Source organism: Rhodococcus sp. IEGM 1305, assembly GCF_030058635.1.
Classification (GTDB): Bacteria; Actinomycetota; Actinomycetes; order Mycobacteriales; family Mycobacteriaceae; genus Rhodococcus_F; species Rhodococcus_F opacus_D.
In genome coordinates, this window is record NZ_JASHKX010000004.1 from 82,681 (window position 1) to 97,345 (window position 14,665).

The following is a 14,665-nucleotide window of genomic DNA, read 5'->3' on the forward strand; positions in this document are numbered from 1 at the left end:
ATGGCCGTCTCTCTCACTGGCACCGACCTGCATCTCGCATTCGGCACCAACAAGGTGCTCCGCGGCGTCGACCTCCACGTCGACGCCGGCGACACCGTCACCGTGATCGGACCGTCCGGCTCCGGAAAGTCCACCCTGCTGCGGGTCCTCAACCGACTCCACGAACCCGACCAGGGCGACGTCCTGCTCGACGGCAAGTCGGTGCTGAAGGACAACCCGGACAAGCTGCGGCAGCGCATCGGCATGGTGTTCCAGCACTTCAACCTGTTCCCGCACAAGACCGTCGTCGACAACATCGCCCTCGGGCCCCGCAAGCTCAAGGGGATGTCCAAGGACGAGGCGCGGTCGCTGGCGCTCGAGCAGCTCGAACTCGTCGGGCTCGCCAACAAGGCCGACTCCCGGCCCGGCAACCTGTCGGGCGGACAGCAGCAGCGCGTCGCGATCGCCCGCGCCCTCGCGATGAAGCCCGAAGTCATGTTCTTCGACGAGGCCACCTCGGCACTCGACCCCGAACTGGTGAAGGGCGTCCTCGCGCTGATGGCCGACCTCGCCAAGGGCGGCATGACGATGGTCGTCGTCACCCACGAGATGGGCTTCGCCCGCGAGGTGTCCGACACCGTGCTGTTCATGGACCACGGCGCCGTCGTCGAGACCGGGAAGCCGGACCAGCTGTTCGACAAGCCCGAAACCGAACGGCTGCAGCAGTTCCTGTCCCAGGTGCTGTAGGCCGCTCCGCGGCCTGTGCGCCTTTTTGGTAGCTGGAACAACCAGAAAGGCGCACGGGCGCGAAGCGCCTACCGCGTCATCGCCCGGATCCGCCTGGCCGCGACGGAGATCAGCGCCAGCGTGGGTTCGGTGGCGACCTCCGACTCGATCTCCGTCAGCAGCGCACGCGCGCGGGAGAGCCGGGCGGCGTTGTGCTGTTCCCACTGGTCGACCTTGTCGGCCGCGTCCTCGCCGGGTTCGCTCACGGACAGCGCGTCGAGTGTGATGGCGCGCAGTGAGCTGTAGAGGTCGTCGCGCAGGGCCAGGCGGGCGAGGGCGTGCCACCGGTCCAGCCGGGGGAGAGCCGTGACTGCGGTCAGTGCGGTGTTGATGTGCAGGTGCGCCGACAGCGCGAAGTACAGTTCGGCGACGTCCTCGGGGCGGTGCTGCGAGATCTCCGCGATGTCCACGATGTCGAGGAGGCAGTACGTGTGCAGGAGGTCCGCCACGTCCGCGGCCAGCCCGGTCTCCGCCCCACGCGATGTGAGGGCCTCGGTGCGCCGCTCCACCGCGCTGATCTCGTCGCCCCGCAACCATTCCCGCACGCGCGGCCCGAGGTCGCGGACGACCGGCCGGTAGCGGGCGATGGTGGCCTCGAGCGGCAACGGCTGCGGCCGGTGCGTAGTCAGCCACCGCGACGCGCGGTCGATCAGTCGCTGGGTCTGCACCGTCAACGCGTTCGTCCCGGCCGTCGGAGTGGTGTCGGCCGTTGCCCTGATCCGCTCGAAAGTCGCTCCGAGGTCGAAGATCTCGGCGACCGCGGTGAAGGCGTTCACCGCCTCCGCGGAGTCGGCGCCCGTCTCCTCCCGCAGCCGGAAGGCGTACGTCATCCCCGCCCGGTCGACCATGTCGTTGACGACCGACGTCGTGACGATCTCCCGGCGCAGCGGATGCGCGGCGACCGTGTGCGCGAACTCCCGGCCGAGGCGCGGCGGGAAGTAGTTGTGAAGCCGGCCGGCGTAGACCCCGTTGTCGGGGAGGGTCGTGCCCGACACCTCGCTCTTGATGAATCGCTTGACCTGCGCGGTGAGCTGCGCCAGCTCCGGGCTCGTCAACCCCTTCTGCTCACGTTCGAGCGCGCCGAACTGCGCGGACGTCGGGAGCACGTCGATCGCGCGGTCCACGTGTCCGCGCCGTTCCAGGTCGTCGACCATGCGGGAGTGGAAGCTGACGAGGGTGCCGGCCTGCGCCCGGTTCAGGCTCATCATCTCGTTCTGGCTGCGATTGTCGGCGAGGACGAGCCTGCTGACGTCGTCGGTCATGTCGGACAGCAGCGTTCGCCGGTCCTGCGCGGTGAGGGTGTTGTCGGCGGTCGCGCCCGCCAGGGCGATCTTGATGTTGACCTCGTGGTCCGAGCAGTCGACGCCGGCGGAGTTGTCGAGCGCGTCGGTGTTGACGCGACCGCCGTTGCGCGCGTACTCGATCCGCCCGAGCTGGGTCAGCCCGAGGTTGCCGCCTTCGCCGACCACCCGGACCCGCAGTTCGGGCGCGTCGAGCCGGACCGCGTCGTTCGACTTGTCGCCGACGTCCGCGTGGCTCTCCGTCGTCGCCTTGACGTACGTGCCGACGCCGCCGTTCCACAGCAGGTCGGCGGGCGCACCGAGGACGGCACGCACGAGTTCGACGGTGGTGAGGGCCCGATCGTCGTCGATTCCGAGAACGCGCCGGGCCTGCGGTGTCAGCCGAACCGACTTCGCCGACCGTTCGACGATCATCGCGCCGTCACTGAGGACCGCCTTGTCGTAGTCCTTCCAACTCGACCTGCCGAGCCCGAAGAGCCGTGCCCGCTCGTCCCACGACCGCTGCGGGTCGGGATCGGGGTCGATGAAGACGTGCCGATGGTCGAATGCCGCGAGCAGGCGGATGTGGGGGCTGAGCAGCATCCCGTTTCCGAAGACGTCGCCGCTCATGTCGCCGACGCCGACGACGGTGAAGTCGTCGGTGCGGGTGTCGACGCCCATCTCGCGGAAGTGCTGCATGACGCTTTCCCACGCGCCGCGGGCCGTGATGCCCATCGCCTTGTGGTCGTAGCCGACGGATCCGCCGGACGCGAATCCGTCGCCGAGCCAGTACCCGCGCTCGAGTGCGATCGCGTTGGCGACATCCGAGAATGCCGCTGTCCCTTTGTCTGCGGCGACCACGAGGTACGTGTCGTCGCCGTCGCGGCGGACGATGCCCTCCGGCGCGATCACCTTCCGGGTCGTGATGTCGAGGTTGTCCGTCATGTCGAGGAGGCTCGAGATGAACTCGCGGTAGCAGGAGATGCCCGCCGACGCCGTCGCCTCCCGGTCGGCGGCGGCGTCACCGGTCGGCACGGGCGGGTTCTTGACGACGAAGCCGCCCTTTGCTCCCGCGGGGACGATGACGGCGTTCTTGACCGCCTGCGCCTTGACGAGTCCGAGGATCTCGGTGCGGAAGTCGTCGCGGCGATCCGACCACCGGATGCCGCCGCGGGCGACGTCGTCGAATCGCAGGTGCACGCCCTCCACCCGGGGCGAATACACGTAGGCCTCGTATTTCGGCCGGGGCAGCGGCAATTCGTCGATCGACGAGGAATCGAATTTGAACGCGAGAGCGCGCGCTGGCCGACGGTCACCGGCGTAGTAGGTGGTCCGGGTGGTGGCGCGGACCAGGGACAGCAGTGCCCGCAGGATCCGGTCGGCGTCGATTCCGGCGACGGCGTCGATCGCGTCGACGATGCGGCCCTCGAGCGCGTCTTCCGCTGCGGCGTCGCGTTCGATCCCCGGGTCGAGGCGGAGCGCGTGGAACTCCACGAGGAGTTGCGTGATTGCACTGTTGCTCAGCAGGACTCGTTCGACGTTGCTGCGGCTGTACGGAAGCCCGGCCTGACGCAGGTAGGCGGCGTACGCGCGGAGGACGGTCACCTGACGCCAGCCCAGCCCGGCGTGCAGGACGAGCGCGTTGAACCCGTCGACCTCGGTCTCACCCGTCCACGCCGCCCGGAACGCGTCGGCGATCCGGCTGTCCCGGGTCACCCCGTGACCGTCCGTCACCGCGACCAGATCGACGGTGAGGTCGTAGATCCAGGCCCGATGCCCGTCCGGGCGGGTCAGCGCGGCCGGCCGTTCGTCGAGCGCGTTGACACCGAGGCTGGACAAGATCGGCAGAACCTCGTTGAGCGGCGCGGGTTTCCCGACCGCGTAGATCTTGAGGTTCTCGTACGGCGCGGACGCCTCGGTGGTGGTGAACGTCAGCGCCACACTGTCGACGTCGAGGCGCTCCACCTCGGCGACGTCGCGGACCGCCTGTGCCGGATCGGTTTCGGTGGCGTAGCTGATCGGCAGCGCGGACGCGTAGTGGCGCGCGACGCCGGTGTCGAGACGATGCGGTTCCGTGAGCAGCGTGCTGCGCCACAGCTCGTGGGACCAGGGGGTGTCGAGTTCCGTGCCGATGCTGTTCATGACGATGGGGTGATCTCCTGTAGTGGGATCGGAGCGAAGCCGATCACGCAGTGGTGAAGCGAATCAGTTGACCGGGTCGAGCCTGGGCGATCCGGTCGATGTCCTCGTCCGCGACGACGCCGATGACGGGATAACCGCCCGAGATGGGATGGTCCGCGAGGAAGACGACGGGCTGCCCGCTCGGCGGAACCTGGATGGAGCCGAGCGCGACACCTTCGGTCGGGAGTTCGGCCTCGGACGTCCGCACCAGTGCAGGCGCGTCGCCGTGCCGGTTCAGGCGCGCCCCGATGCGGTCGGTGTCCGGGGAGACGGCCCACACCCCCGTGGTCAACGCTTCGGGGTTGGTGAACCAGTCGTCGCGGGGGCCGCCGACGACCCGCACCGACAGCGTTCCCGCCTCCATCGGGGGGACGGGCGCGACCTCGACGTTCGGGAAACTCGTCGCCGCGGTGCCGACGAGCAGAACGTCGTTGGGTTTCAACGCTTCCGGGCCGATTCCGGAGAGGGTGTCGGTGCTGCGGGAGCCGAGCACGTCCGGCACCGCGACGCCGCCTCGGACGCCGACGTAGCTGCGCAGGCCGACCTGCGCGTACTGCAGGCGCAGCGTCTGTCCCGGCTGCATCACGATGACGCTCGCGTGCCCCATCGGGATTCCGTCGAGCAGCGCCGTAGCGGGTGCCCCGGTGACGGCGACGATGGTCACCTGCGGCGCGCGGAGGGCGAGGCCGCCCATCAACACCTCGATGCACGCGCTGTTCTCGTCGTTCCCGACCAGCCGATTGGCCAGCTTCGCGGATCCGCGGTCGGCGGCGCCGGACACACCCACACCTGAACTCAGGTAGCCGGGGCGGCCGAGGTCCTGGATCAGGCTGAGCGGACCCGTTTCGAGTACTTCGAGTTCACTCACAGTGTTTCCTCGTCGACGAATCGGACGCGACGCCCCGGCTGCAGCAGCGCCGGAGGGTTCGCGTCGAGGTTCCACATCGGGGAGTCCGTGGTTCCGATGATCTGCCATCCACCGGGTGAGGACCGGGGATACACCGCGCCGTAGCCACCGGCGAGGGCCACGGACCCGGCGGGCACCACGGTCCGGGACTGGGCCCGCCGTGGCACGGTGAGCCGGTCGTCGCCGCAACTCAGGTAGGCGAAACCCGGTGCGAATCCGATGAATACACAACGCCAGGTGGCCGCCGTGTGCGCCGCGATCACGTCCTCGCGACTCATCCGCAGATGGTCGGCGACGTCGGCGAGATCGGCGCCGTCGTAGCGGACCGGGATGGTGACCGGCTCGGATTCGGTTGCGCGGCTGTCCTCGTGCACCTCGAGGTCGACGGTCATCGTCCGCAGCGCGCGGCGCACCTCGTCGAGGTCGGTGCGCGGAGTCGTGGTCACGAGCACCGTCCGCGCCGCAGGAAGCACGTCCTCCACCCCCGGGACCGGGGTGCGGCGGAGGCGTTCGGTCAGCGACACCACGAAGGGTTCCGACTCCAGTTCGACGAGGAGGCCCCGGTTGCCCGCCGGAAGGATTCGGGTGCCGGCGCTCGGGGTGGTCATGCGAAGGATCCGAGCGTGACGTCGGCACTCTCCAGGGCGTGCCGGACCTGGCGGGCCGTGCGCACGGACCCCGGCGAATCGCCGTGGACGCAGATGCTGTGCACCGACACCGCGACGTCGGCGCCGTCGATCGACTCCACCGTTCCGCTCGACACCATGCGCACGGCCTGGGCGGCGGCGACGTCGGGATCGTCGATGACGGCGCCGGTCACCGAGCGCGGGGTCAACGTGCCCGCGGCGGTGTAGCGGCGATCGGCGAAACCCTCGGCGACGAATTCGATGCCATGGGTTTGCGCCGCACGCTGCAACTGCGAGCCGGGTGGACCCATCAGCGCGAGCGGTTCGGTGAACCGACCGATGGCCGACGCGATCGCCTCGGCCCGCTCGTGGTCGAGCGCGGCGGAATTGTAGAGCGCACCGTGCGGTTTGACGTACGACACGCGGGACCCGGCGGCGCGCGCGAACCCGGCGAGCGCGCCGATCTGGTACAGCGTCTCGTCGCGCAGATCCGCCGGCGACACCGCGAGTTCACGACGGCCGAATCCGGCCAGATCCCGGAAACCCACGTGCGCACCGATCGCGACGTTGCGCTCGGCCGCACCCTCGCAGGCCCGGCGGATGATCATCGGATCCCCCGCGTGAAACCCGCACGCGATGTTCGCGCTGGTGACGATGCCGAGGAGGGCCTCGTCGTCCGCCAGGGTCCACTGCCCGAAGCCCTCACCGAGGTCGCAGTTCAGATCAACGCGCATCGGGAACCTCCAGCACGTACTCGCTGTCCGGGGTGTCGGTGATCAGCATGTACCCGGGCGCGTGGGTGATCGCGAACGGCAACCGGGACGCCATCACCGCCGCCTGCGGGGTGACCCCGCAGGCCCAGAACATCGGCACGTCGCCGGGCTCGAAGTTCACCGGATCACCGAAGTCGGGGGCCGCGACATCGGCGATGCCGAGTTCCGCGGGATCGCCGATGTGCACGGGCCCACCGTGGACGGCAGGCATCCGCGCCGAGATCGCCGCGGCGAGGGCCACCTGATGTTCGGGAACGGGTCGCATCGACACCACCATCGGTCCGCTCATCCGGCCCGCGGGCCGGCATTCACGGTTGGTCACGAACATCGGGACGTTGCTGCCCTGCTCGACGTGCCGCAGCGGGACCCCGGCGGCGGCCACCGGGTGCTCGAACGTGAAGCTGCACCCGATGTGGAACGCCACGAGGTCGTCCCGCCACAGCCCCGACACGTCCGCGGTCTCGTCGGCCAGTTCGCCGTCCTTCCACACGCGGTACAGCGGCAGGTCCGTGGTGATGTCGGCGCCCGGGGCGAGCATCGTCGTGCGGGAGCCGACGTCGCCGACGTCGAGGACGGGGCACGGCTTGGGGTTCCGCTGCGTGAACAGCAGGACGTCGTAGGCCCAGTCCTCCGGTACGGCGATGAGATTCGTCTGGGCGAATCCGGGCGCCAGACCGGCGGTCGGGGTGACACGTCCCGAACGGAACGCGGAGCGGAGGTCGGCCGGTGAGTCAGTCAAGTTGGATCCCGCGGGTCTCGGGGAGGAAGAACAGGGCGAAGACGGCGATGGCGTATCCGAGCGCACCGAAGATCATCGCGCCGCCGATACCCAGCTGGGTGGCCGCCAGGAAACCGACGACCGCCGGGAACACGGCGCCGACCGCGCGGCCGAAGTTGTACGTGAAGCCCTGGCCCGTGCCGCGGGACTGCGTCGGGTACAGCTCGGACAGGAACGATCCGAATCCACTGAAGATCGCCGACGTGCAGAAGCCGAGGGGGAAGCCCAGGATGAGGATCAACATGTTCGCGCCCTCGGGCACCTGGGTGTAGCCCACCATGAAGACGGCCGACAGTGCCGCGAACAGCTGCATGGTCCGCTTGCGTCCCAGCTTGTCGGTGAGGATGCCGCCGCTGACGTAGCCGAGGAACGCACCCGAGATCAGGATGGCGAGGTAGCCGCCGGTGCCGACGACGTCGAGTCCGCGCGAGGTCTTCAGGAATGTGGGCAGCCAGGACGCCAGCGTGTAGTAGCCGCCCTGCACGCCGGTGGCGAGCAGCGACGCGAGCACGGTGGTCTTGAGCAGTCCGCCGCGGAAGATCGCGGCGAACGAGCCGGTCTCCTTGCCCGCGGACTCACGACGTTTCGTGACGACCTCGGGATCCTTCAGATTCCGGCGAACCCAGATGATGAGGAACGCGGGCAGGACACCGGTGAAGAACAGCACTCGCCACGCGACGTCGGGATCGAACAGCTGGAAGACGACCGTGTAGACGATCACTGCCAGCGCCCAGCCCACTGCCCACGCGCTCTGGACGAACGCCACGGCCCGGCCCCGGTACTCGGCCCGGGCGTATTCGGCCACGAGAATCGCACCCGCCGCCCACTCGCCGCCGAAGCCGAGGCCCTGGAAGGCGCGGAAGACGAGCAGCGTCTCGAAGTTCTGCGCGAAGCCGCACAGCACCGTGAAGATCGTGTACGTCGCGACCGTGACCTGCAGGGTGCGGACCCGGCCGATCTTGTCGACGAGGATGCCGGCGAGGGCACCGCCGAGCGCGGACACGACCAGCGTCACCGTCGTCAGCAGACCAGCCTGTCCGGTGGTGAGGCCGAAGTAGGCGGCGATGGCCGCGAGGCCGAGCGGGAGGACCTGGAAGTCGTAGGAGTCGAGTCCGTACCCGCCGAACGCGCCGATGAAGGCTCTCTTTCCCTTCGGCCCGAGGGTGCGGAACCAGTCGAAGGGGCGCGCCTGCGCGACCTCGGTCTGTGTATCTGTGGTCATGGCACCTCGCCTGAAGAAGGGATGTAACTGCCGGAAGAAACGGTGTAACTCCCATCACGGTACAAATCGTTCAACGATCCTGCAATACCCTGAGAGGATCGTTTAACATGGAATTCATCGCGGAACCGAGCTCACAACTATGATTGCGGTCGAGATCGAAACCTGAGGAGTGGACTTGACCAGCTCGAATGCCCTTCGCGGCGATGCGCATTCCCGCCTGGCCGCTCACCGCGGCCTGCTCGAACGCACCAGCAGGACCACCCGGGTGGCTGGCATTCTGCGGGATGCGATCATCGACGGAACGTTCCGACCAGGGGCGCGTCTCTCCGAACCCGACATCTGCGCCGCCCTCGACGTCTCCCGCAACACGGTGCGCGAGGCCTTCCAGATCCTGATCGAAGACCGACTGGTCGCGCACGAACTCAACCGCGGAGTCTTCGTCCGCGTGCCCACGGCCGAGGACATCACCGAGCTGTACATCTGCCGGCGCGTCGTCGAATGTGCGGGCGTCAACGGATTCGACCCCGCCACCGGCGACCTGTCGCGCGTGGCCGAGGCCCTGGACCTGGCCGACGAGCGGTACGCCGTCGAGGACTGGACCGGAGTCGGCACCGCCGACATCCACTTCCACAGCGCCCTCGCGAGCCTCAACAACAGCAATCGCATCGACGAACTCATGCGCAGCGTGTGGAACGAGGCGCGGCTCGTCTTCCACGTCATGGACGACGCCCACCGATTCCACGGCCCGTACCTCACCCGCAATCACGAGATCTACGACGCACTGGTCGCGGGCAACACCGAAGCCGCAGGTCAGCTACTCAAGACCTACCTCGAAGACGCCGAGGCGCAGATCCTCGAGGCGTACTGAGGCGGTTCGCGCTCGCTCACCGGTCGACCATCACACCGAGAGCTGCGGTGCGGCTGCGAGGACACGCTTGACCAACGATGCTGCCGCGGTCACCTGTGCCTGATCGACGCCGGTTTCCACATCATGACGGTGAAAATGCGCGACCAGCTCCTCGGTCGCGAGGTTGCCGTGTGCGCCCGGTGCGAAGGGGCACCCGCCGTATCCGCCGACCGCGCTGTCGAAGTGTGCGATCCCCAGATGGCGTGCTGCTTGCAGGGCGGTGGTGAGTGCTTGGCCGTCGGCGTTGTGCAGGTGCAGTCCGATGGTGAGGTCGGGCAGTGCTTCGCGCACGGCGCCCACCGCGGTGAGCACGTGCTCGGTGGTGGCGGTGCCCAGGGTGTCGGCCAGCCCCAGGGCGCGTATCCCCATGGCTGCGAACTGTTCGGCGACCTCTACCAGACGTGTGGGTGAGACGGTTCCCTCGAACGGGCAGACGAATGCGGTGGATATCCCGCCGAGGAACCGCTGCTCCGGGTAGCCGGCCACCGCCTGGGACAGGTCCTCGAGGGCCTGTGCAGCGGACTTGCCGGCGTTCGCTCGGCTGTGCGCCGAACTGGCCGACGCCGCGATGTGCACGACGTCGACTCCGGCGGCCACTGCACGGTGGACCCCGGTGGCGTTCAGCGCCAACGCGCTGACCTGCGTGGTGGCGCGGTAGGGCTGCAACCGGGCGATGAGCGCGTCGGCGTCGGCCATCTGAGGAACGCGGGTGGGCGAGACGAAGGACACGGCTTCGATCTGCCGGACTCCGGCTGCCACCAGCGCGTCGGCGATGGTGAGTTTGTCGTCGGTGGCGACGAGGACGTTCTCGTCCTGTAGACCGTCGCGCAGGACGACGTCGGTGATGGTGACGGGCATGCGAGAACCTTCTTGGGGTGGCCGGGGATCAGAGCGAGGTGGGAACGACGATCAGGGCCCAGGCCACCAGCGGGGCGAGGAGCACGACCAGGCCGCAGTAGGCCAGGACGCTGCGCTGGAACCGTTGACGGTCTTCGACGTCGGCCTCGGCCACCACGATGGATCCGTTCGTGGCGAAGGGGCTGACGTCGACGACGGTGGAGGCGAAGGCCAGCGCGATGATGAAACCCAGCGCGCCGAGTTCCCCGGCGGCGAGCATGGGTGCGGCCAGCGGCAGCGCGATGCCCAGGGTGCCGATCGAGGACCCGACCGCGGAGATGATCGCGGCGGCGTACAGCAGGATCAGCGCGGCGGCGAGAGGGGAGCCGAGGTGGGTGGCGGCGTCGCCGAGGAAGTCGAGGGTGCCGTTTTGTTTGAGCACCGTCATGTAGGTGAGCATGCCGCACACCAGCACGACCGCCGGCCACGCCACCTTGTCTTCGATCCGGGGCATCTTCTTCGGGGCCATCAGCAGCAGAACCGTGCTGATGCAGATCGAGCTGACTCCGACGTCGACGTTGAAGGCCACCGAACCTACTGCCAGGAGCAGGATTCCGATGAGCGTCGCGACCCGTTCCCGGTTGAACGGGGTGCGGCCGATGACATCGACGTCAGGCAGGACGGCGGTCGCGGAGGCGGTGCCAGATCCCGGGCTGGGATGGGGGCGGGTCGATACGCCTGCGCTGGCGCCGGCGCCGGTGATCTCGTCACGGTCTTCGGGCAGCTCGTGGAGCAGGTCGCGGCCGTAGATGGCGAACAGTACGGCGAGGAACAGGGTGTTCAGTGCGAAGGGAACGATGAACAGCAGCAGCGGGTTCGCCTCGTACCCGGCGGATTTGATCAATCCGTTGACGAAGGCACCGTAGATGGTGATGGGCGAGAACGCGCAGCCCAGAGCACCGTGGTTGATGGCCATGCCCATCAGCAGGGGGTTGATCTTCTTTTTCCCGGCCAGCCGCATCGCGATGGGGGCGAGCATGCCTGCCGCCATCGGTGATCCCAGGGCCATCAGCGCGCCGGAGAGCAGGAACATCATCCACACCAGCGCCCAGCGCCGTCCGTGGACCAGGCGTAGGGCCGATTCGACGATGATGTTGATGGTGCCGTTGGCCTTGGCGATGGCGAACAGCAAGGTGATCCCGGCGACGATCAGGAAGATGTCACCGGGAAATGCGTCGACGATGTCGTCGATCGGGATCCCCGACACCCATCCGCCGACTAGGAAGGCGCCGGCGAAGGCGAGGATGCCCATGTTGATCGGCACCTTGGTGGCGATGGTGAAGATCAGTACGAGGGCGAGGATGGAGATGGCGTAGACCATGGGACCGTGTTCTTTCCGTGCGGGGCAAACGGGAAGGGTGCGGCTGCACCAGGGAGCAGAGGGGCGGCGGATGCCCGCGGGTCAGATGATGCCTGCTGTGCGCAGTGCGTTCAGGCGGTCGGGTGTCAGGCCCAGCATCCGGCCCAGTACGGGCTCGGTGTCGGCACCGAGATCAGGCCCCAACCACCCGACTTTCGTTGCCTGGCCATCGAACTGAGGTACCACGCCGGGGAAGCGCACCTCCTCGGGTGAGCCGTCTTCGACGTCGACCTTGAACGGCTGGATCATCCCGCGGGCCAGATAGTGCTCGTCGGAGACGATGCGGGCGGCGTCGTAGACGTCGCTGGCCGGGACACCGGCGTCGGACAGTTCGGTGACGACGTCTCTCGTGGATCGGGTCGTCGTCCATGCCACGATCGCCTCGTCGAGATCGTCTTCCCGCAGATATCGTTTGGTGCCGTCGACCAGGTCGGGATCACTCGCCAGGTCCGGGCGGCCGACGGCGTTCATCAGCCTTGCGAAGACCCCGCTGGCGTTCCCGGCGATCAGAACCGAGCCGTCGGCACACGGGTAGGAGCCGCTGGGCACCACACCGGGAAGATTGCCGGCGGTGCGCTCGCGCACCATGGCATAGGCGTCGTAGTCAGCGGTCAGCGACTCCATCGCCATGAAGACCGATTCGTACAGTGCGACATCGGCGACCTGGGGCCTCGGGTGGTCGCCGCCGCGGGCTTTGGCCAGAAGCATCATCAACGCGCTGACCGCGCCGTAGAGACCGGCGAGGGTGTCGCCCAGCGGTGCTGCCGGACGCACCGGCTCACGGTCGGGATAGCCGGTCACATAACGCAATCCGCCGAACGCCTCGGCGACCCCACCGAAGCCGGCGCGCTGCGCATAGGGGCCGTTCTGGCCGTAACCGGAGATCCGGACCAGGACGATGTCCGGGTTCGCTGCCTGTAACTGTTCGGGCCCGATGTTCCAGCGTTCGAGCGTGCCAGGGCGAAAGTTCTCGATCACGACATCGACCTGGGCGGCCAGGTCCAGCACCAGCTGCTGCCCCTCGGCGCTCTTCAAATCGAGCGTCACCGATCGTTTGTTTCGGGCGATGGTGCGATACATCATCGAGGTGGTGCCCCTGCTGCGACGCCAACCGCGCAGCTCGTCACCACCGTCGGGACGTTCGATCTTGATGACCTCGGCGCCGAAATCAGCCAGCAGCCGAGTCGCGAAGGGCGCTGCGATGAAGTTGCCCAGTTCCAGGACAGTGATGCCGTCGAGCGGACCTGTGGTGGCGTTGTTCATGACGCTCCGATTCCTGTCGGCGATGCGATCAATCCTTATGGTGGCCCATTATTTGGGTCATTATGGCCCGAATAATGGGGCAACCATAGTGCTCCGCATCACAGAGCGCAACGAGGCATGGCGGCCGGCCCACGTCGAGATGACACGAAAAGACGCACCCGCCGGGGTCAGGAGTCGAGAAGTGACTTTTCGATGCGATGAGCGGCGTCGATGGCCGAGGGACCGAGACGGGGTCCGGGATCGTCACCGAGCCGGTGCAACGGGCCCGACACGCACACCGACGCGACGATCTCGCCGTGTACTCGTACCGGTGCACTGACCGAGCCGAGGCCGGGAACCCGCTCGGAGAGCGTCTGCCACCAGCCGCGGCGTCGCGCGACGGGGTCGTTGTCGAAATCGCCGGCCAGCACGTGACCGCTCGACCCTTCCGCCAGCGGAAATGTGGTGCCGACGGGCATGGTGGCCCGCAGTTCGTTCGACGATTCGACACTGGCGGCGCACAAGCGCAGGTCACCGCGCCGGACCCACAACTGCGAGGACTCACCGGTGCCCTCGCTCAGCTCCCGAAGCACCGGCATGGCGATATCGGTCATCCCCGCTGCAGTGAAGCGATACCCGAGCCAGTATCGACCCTCGGCATCTCGACGCAGGTAGCCATAGTGGGCGAGCTCGGCCACGAGACGTTGGGTGGTCGACTTCGACAAGCCGACAGTGCGCGCAAGCTCGCTCGTGATCATCGGTCGTAACTCGACGGCGTCGATGATGGCGAACGCGCGCGACAAGACACCGACCGTCTTGCGCTGCTCGTCCGCCATGGCCCGATTCTCCCCACGAAACCACGCCCGCGAACTGCATGGTGTTGCCGCCTGTGTCACACGATCCTAGCTTCGAGCACCAGCGACACGACGGATCACCGGTCTGGTCACCTCTCCCACTCGGCGGCGGTGCCGATGCTGTACTCGCCCGATCACCGCCCGCCTCTACACGTCACCCACGCACGGGCGCGAAGCGTCCGTAGAAGCCCTCGATGTGCTCCCGCACCAGGCCGGCGGCCTCGGCGCCGTGTCCGCCGCGGAGGGCGGCGACGATGCCGCGATGCTCGCAGCGGAGGTGGGTCGCGACCGCAGGCCAGTCGTCGAGGAGCGGAACGGCCTGTATGACGTAGCCGTGAATGGAGTCGCGGAGCGAGACCATCATCGCCTCGACGAGGACGTTGCCCGCGAGTCCGGCCATCGCGACGTGCAGGTCGGCGTCGAGCCGGTGGAACGCCTCGGGTGAGAGGTCCTCGTCGTCCATCGCGTCGAGCAGTGTGTCGATGGTCGAGAAGTCGAGGTCGGGGGCCTGTCCGGCGGCTTCCTGCACCGCCCACGACTCGAGCAGTGTGCGCGTCTGGACGACGTCGTGGATGGGCAGCGTGCGCGTCGCCATGTGCAGTCGGATGGCCGCGCCGATGGACGCGGCCGGGTCGGCGGCCACGATCGCGCCTGCGTCCGGTCCGGACCCGACGGCCGTGCGGACGATGCCCATGGCCTCGAGCACGCGTATGGCCTCGCGGACGGACGAGCGTCCGACCCCCAGTTCCTCCGCGAGTGCGCGCTCGGCGGGCAGACGACCGCCGACGGTGAGTTTGCCTGCCGCCAGATCCTGCTCGATGCGATGCAGGACGACCTCGTGTGTGCGCACGACGAAAGTTTACCTGGTGTGGT

Annotated in this window: 13 protein-coding genes; 2 read left to right on the forward strand and 11 right to left on the reverse strand. The window is 68.1% G+C overall.

The features are described from left to right. Positions 1–726, forward strand: a complete 726-nt coding sequence (locus QM693_RS10135; protein ID WP_005249317.1) for an amino acid ABC transporter ATP-binding protein — start codon at positions 1–3, stop codon at positions 724–726. Between the two features lie 68 nt (positions 727–794). On the opposite strand, the gene QM693_RS10140 is transcribed toward QM693_RS10135, so the two are convergent. The 6 genes from QM693_RS10140 to QM693_RS10165 are packed head-to-tail and all read right to left on the reverse strand — an operon-like array spanning position 795 to position 8,532. Continuing rightward, positions 795–4,187, reverse strand: coding sequence for an NAD-glutamate dehydrogenase domain-containing protein (locus QM693_RS10140; protein WP_283352228.1), 3,393 nt, complete (start codon positions 4,185–4,187; stop codon positions 795–797). Positions 4,188–4,230: 43 nt separating this feature from the next. Next, positions 4,231–5,094 (reverse strand): 5-oxoprolinase subunit C family protein, encoded by an 864-nt coding sequence (locus QM693_RS10145; protein ID WP_280779315.1) that lies wholly within the window; start codon positions 5,092–5,094, stop codon positions 4,231–4,233. After that, positions 5,091–5,741 carry a 5-oxoprolinase subunit B family protein gene (locus QM693_RS10150; RefSeq protein WP_283352229.1) on the reverse strand — a complete coding sequence of 217 codons (651 nt, stop codon included), beginning with the start codon at positions 5,739–5,741 and terminating at the stop codon, positions 5,091–5,093. Before QM693_RS10150 ends, QM693_RS10145 begins: the two co-directional genes overlap by 4 nt. Continuing rightward, complete coding sequence (locus tag QM693_RS10155) at positions 5,738–6,493, reverse strand: LamB/YcsF family protein (RefSeq protein WP_283352230.1); 756 nt, start codon at positions 6,491–6,493, stop codon at positions 5,738–5,740. The genes QM693_RS10150 and QM693_RS10155 overlap by 4 nt, the downstream gene beginning before the upstream one ends. After that, positions 6,483–7,271 carry a putative hydro-lyase gene (locus QM693_RS10160; protein WP_283333312.1) on the reverse strand — a complete coding sequence of 263 codons (789 nt, stop codon included), beginning with the start codon at positions 7,269–7,271 and terminating at the stop codon, positions 6,483–6,485. The genes QM693_RS10155 and QM693_RS10160 overlap by 11 nt, the downstream gene beginning before the upstream one ends. Further along, positions 7,264–8,532, reverse strand: coding sequence for an MFS transporter (locus tag QM693_RS10165; protein ID WP_005571253.1), 1,269 nt, complete (start codon positions 8,530–8,532; stop codon positions 7,264–7,266). The genes QM693_RS10160 and QM693_RS10165 overlap by 8 nt, the downstream gene beginning before the upstream one ends. A gap of 169 nt (positions 8,533–8,701) precedes the next feature. On the opposite strand from QM693_RS10165, the gene QM693_RS10170 reads away from it, so the two are divergent. After that, positions 8,702–9,400, forward strand: coding sequence for a GntR family transcriptional regulator (locus tag QM693_RS10170; RefSeq protein ID WP_144288899.1), 699 nt, complete (start codon positions 8,702–8,704; stop codon positions 9,398–9,400). A 30-nt stretch (positions 9,401–9,430) separates the two neighbouring features. On the opposite strand, the gene QM693_RS10175 is transcribed toward QM693_RS10170, so the two are convergent. From QM693_RS10175 to QM693_RS10195, 5 genes are all read right to left on the reverse strand, one after another. Continuing rightward, the gene (locus QM693_RS10175) at positions 9,431–10,297 is read right to left on the reverse strand and encodes a hydroxymethylglutaryl-CoA lyase (RefSeq protein ID WP_283352231.1); all 867 of its coding nucleotides are present in this window, start codon (positions 10,295–10,297) and stop codon (positions 9,431–9,433) included. A gap of 28 nt (positions 10,298–10,325) precedes the next feature. Beyond that, positions 10,326–11,657, reverse strand: coding sequence for an SLC13 family permease (locus QM693_RS10180; protein ID WP_283352232.1), 1,332 nt, complete (start codon positions 11,655–11,657; stop codon positions 10,326–10,328). 81 nt (positions 11,658–11,738) lie between these two features. Beyond that, complete coding sequence (locus QM693_RS10185; RefSeq protein ID WP_280779306.1) at positions 11,739–12,959, reverse strand: CaiB/BaiF CoA transferase family protein; 1,221 nt, start codon at positions 12,957–12,959, stop codon at positions 11,739–11,741. Between the two features lie 167 nt (positions 12,960–13,126). After that, positions 13,127–13,774, reverse strand: coding sequence for an IclR family transcriptional regulator (locus QM693_RS10190; protein ID WP_005571245.1), 648 nt, complete (start codon positions 13,772–13,774; stop codon positions 13,127–13,129). A 172-nt stretch (positions 13,775–13,946) separates the two neighbouring features. Next, positions 13,947–14,642 (reverse strand): FadR/GntR family transcriptional regulator, encoded by a 696-nt coding sequence (locus QM693_RS10195; protein WP_283352233.1) that lies wholly within the window; start codon positions 14,640–14,642, stop codon positions 13,947–13,949. Positions 14,643–14,665 lie beyond the last annotated feature (23 nt).

Coding starts and splice junctions, on each gene's coding strand:
- QM693_RS10135 (WP_005249317.1), top strand. CDS start 1: ATGGCCGTCTCTCTCACTGGCACCGACCTGCATCTCGCATTCGGCACC.
- QM693_RS10140 (WP_283352228.1), bottom strand. CDS start 4,187: ATGAACAGCATCGGCACGGAACTCGACACCCCCTGGTCCCACGAGCTG.
- QM693_RS10150 (WP_283352229.1), bottom strand. CDS start 5,741: ATGACCACCCCGAGCGCCGGCACCCGAATCCTTCCGGCGGGCAACCGG.
- QM693_RS10155 (WP_283352230.1), bottom strand. CDS start 6,493: ATGCGCGTTGATCTGAACTGCGACCTCGGTGAGGGCTTCGGGCAGTGG.
- QM693_RS10165 (WP_005571253.1), bottom strand. CDS start 8,532: ATGACCACAGATACACAGACCGAGGTCGCGCAGGCGCGCCCCTTCGAC.
- QM693_RS10175 (WP_283352231.1), bottom strand. CDS start 10,297: ATGCCCGTCACCATCACCGACGTCGTCCTGCGCGACGGTCTACAGGAC.
- QM693_RS10180 (WP_283352232.1), bottom strand. CDS start 11,657: ATGGTCTACGCCATCTCCATCCTCGCCCTCGTACTGATCTTCACCATC.
- QM693_RS10185 (WP_280779306.1), bottom strand. CDS start 12,959: ATGAACAACGCCACCACAGGTCCGCTCGACGGCATCACTGTCCTGGAA.
- QM693_RS10190 (WP_005571245.1), bottom strand. CDS start 13,774: ATGGCGGACGAGCAGCGCAAGACGGTCGGTGTCTTGTCGCGCGCGTTC.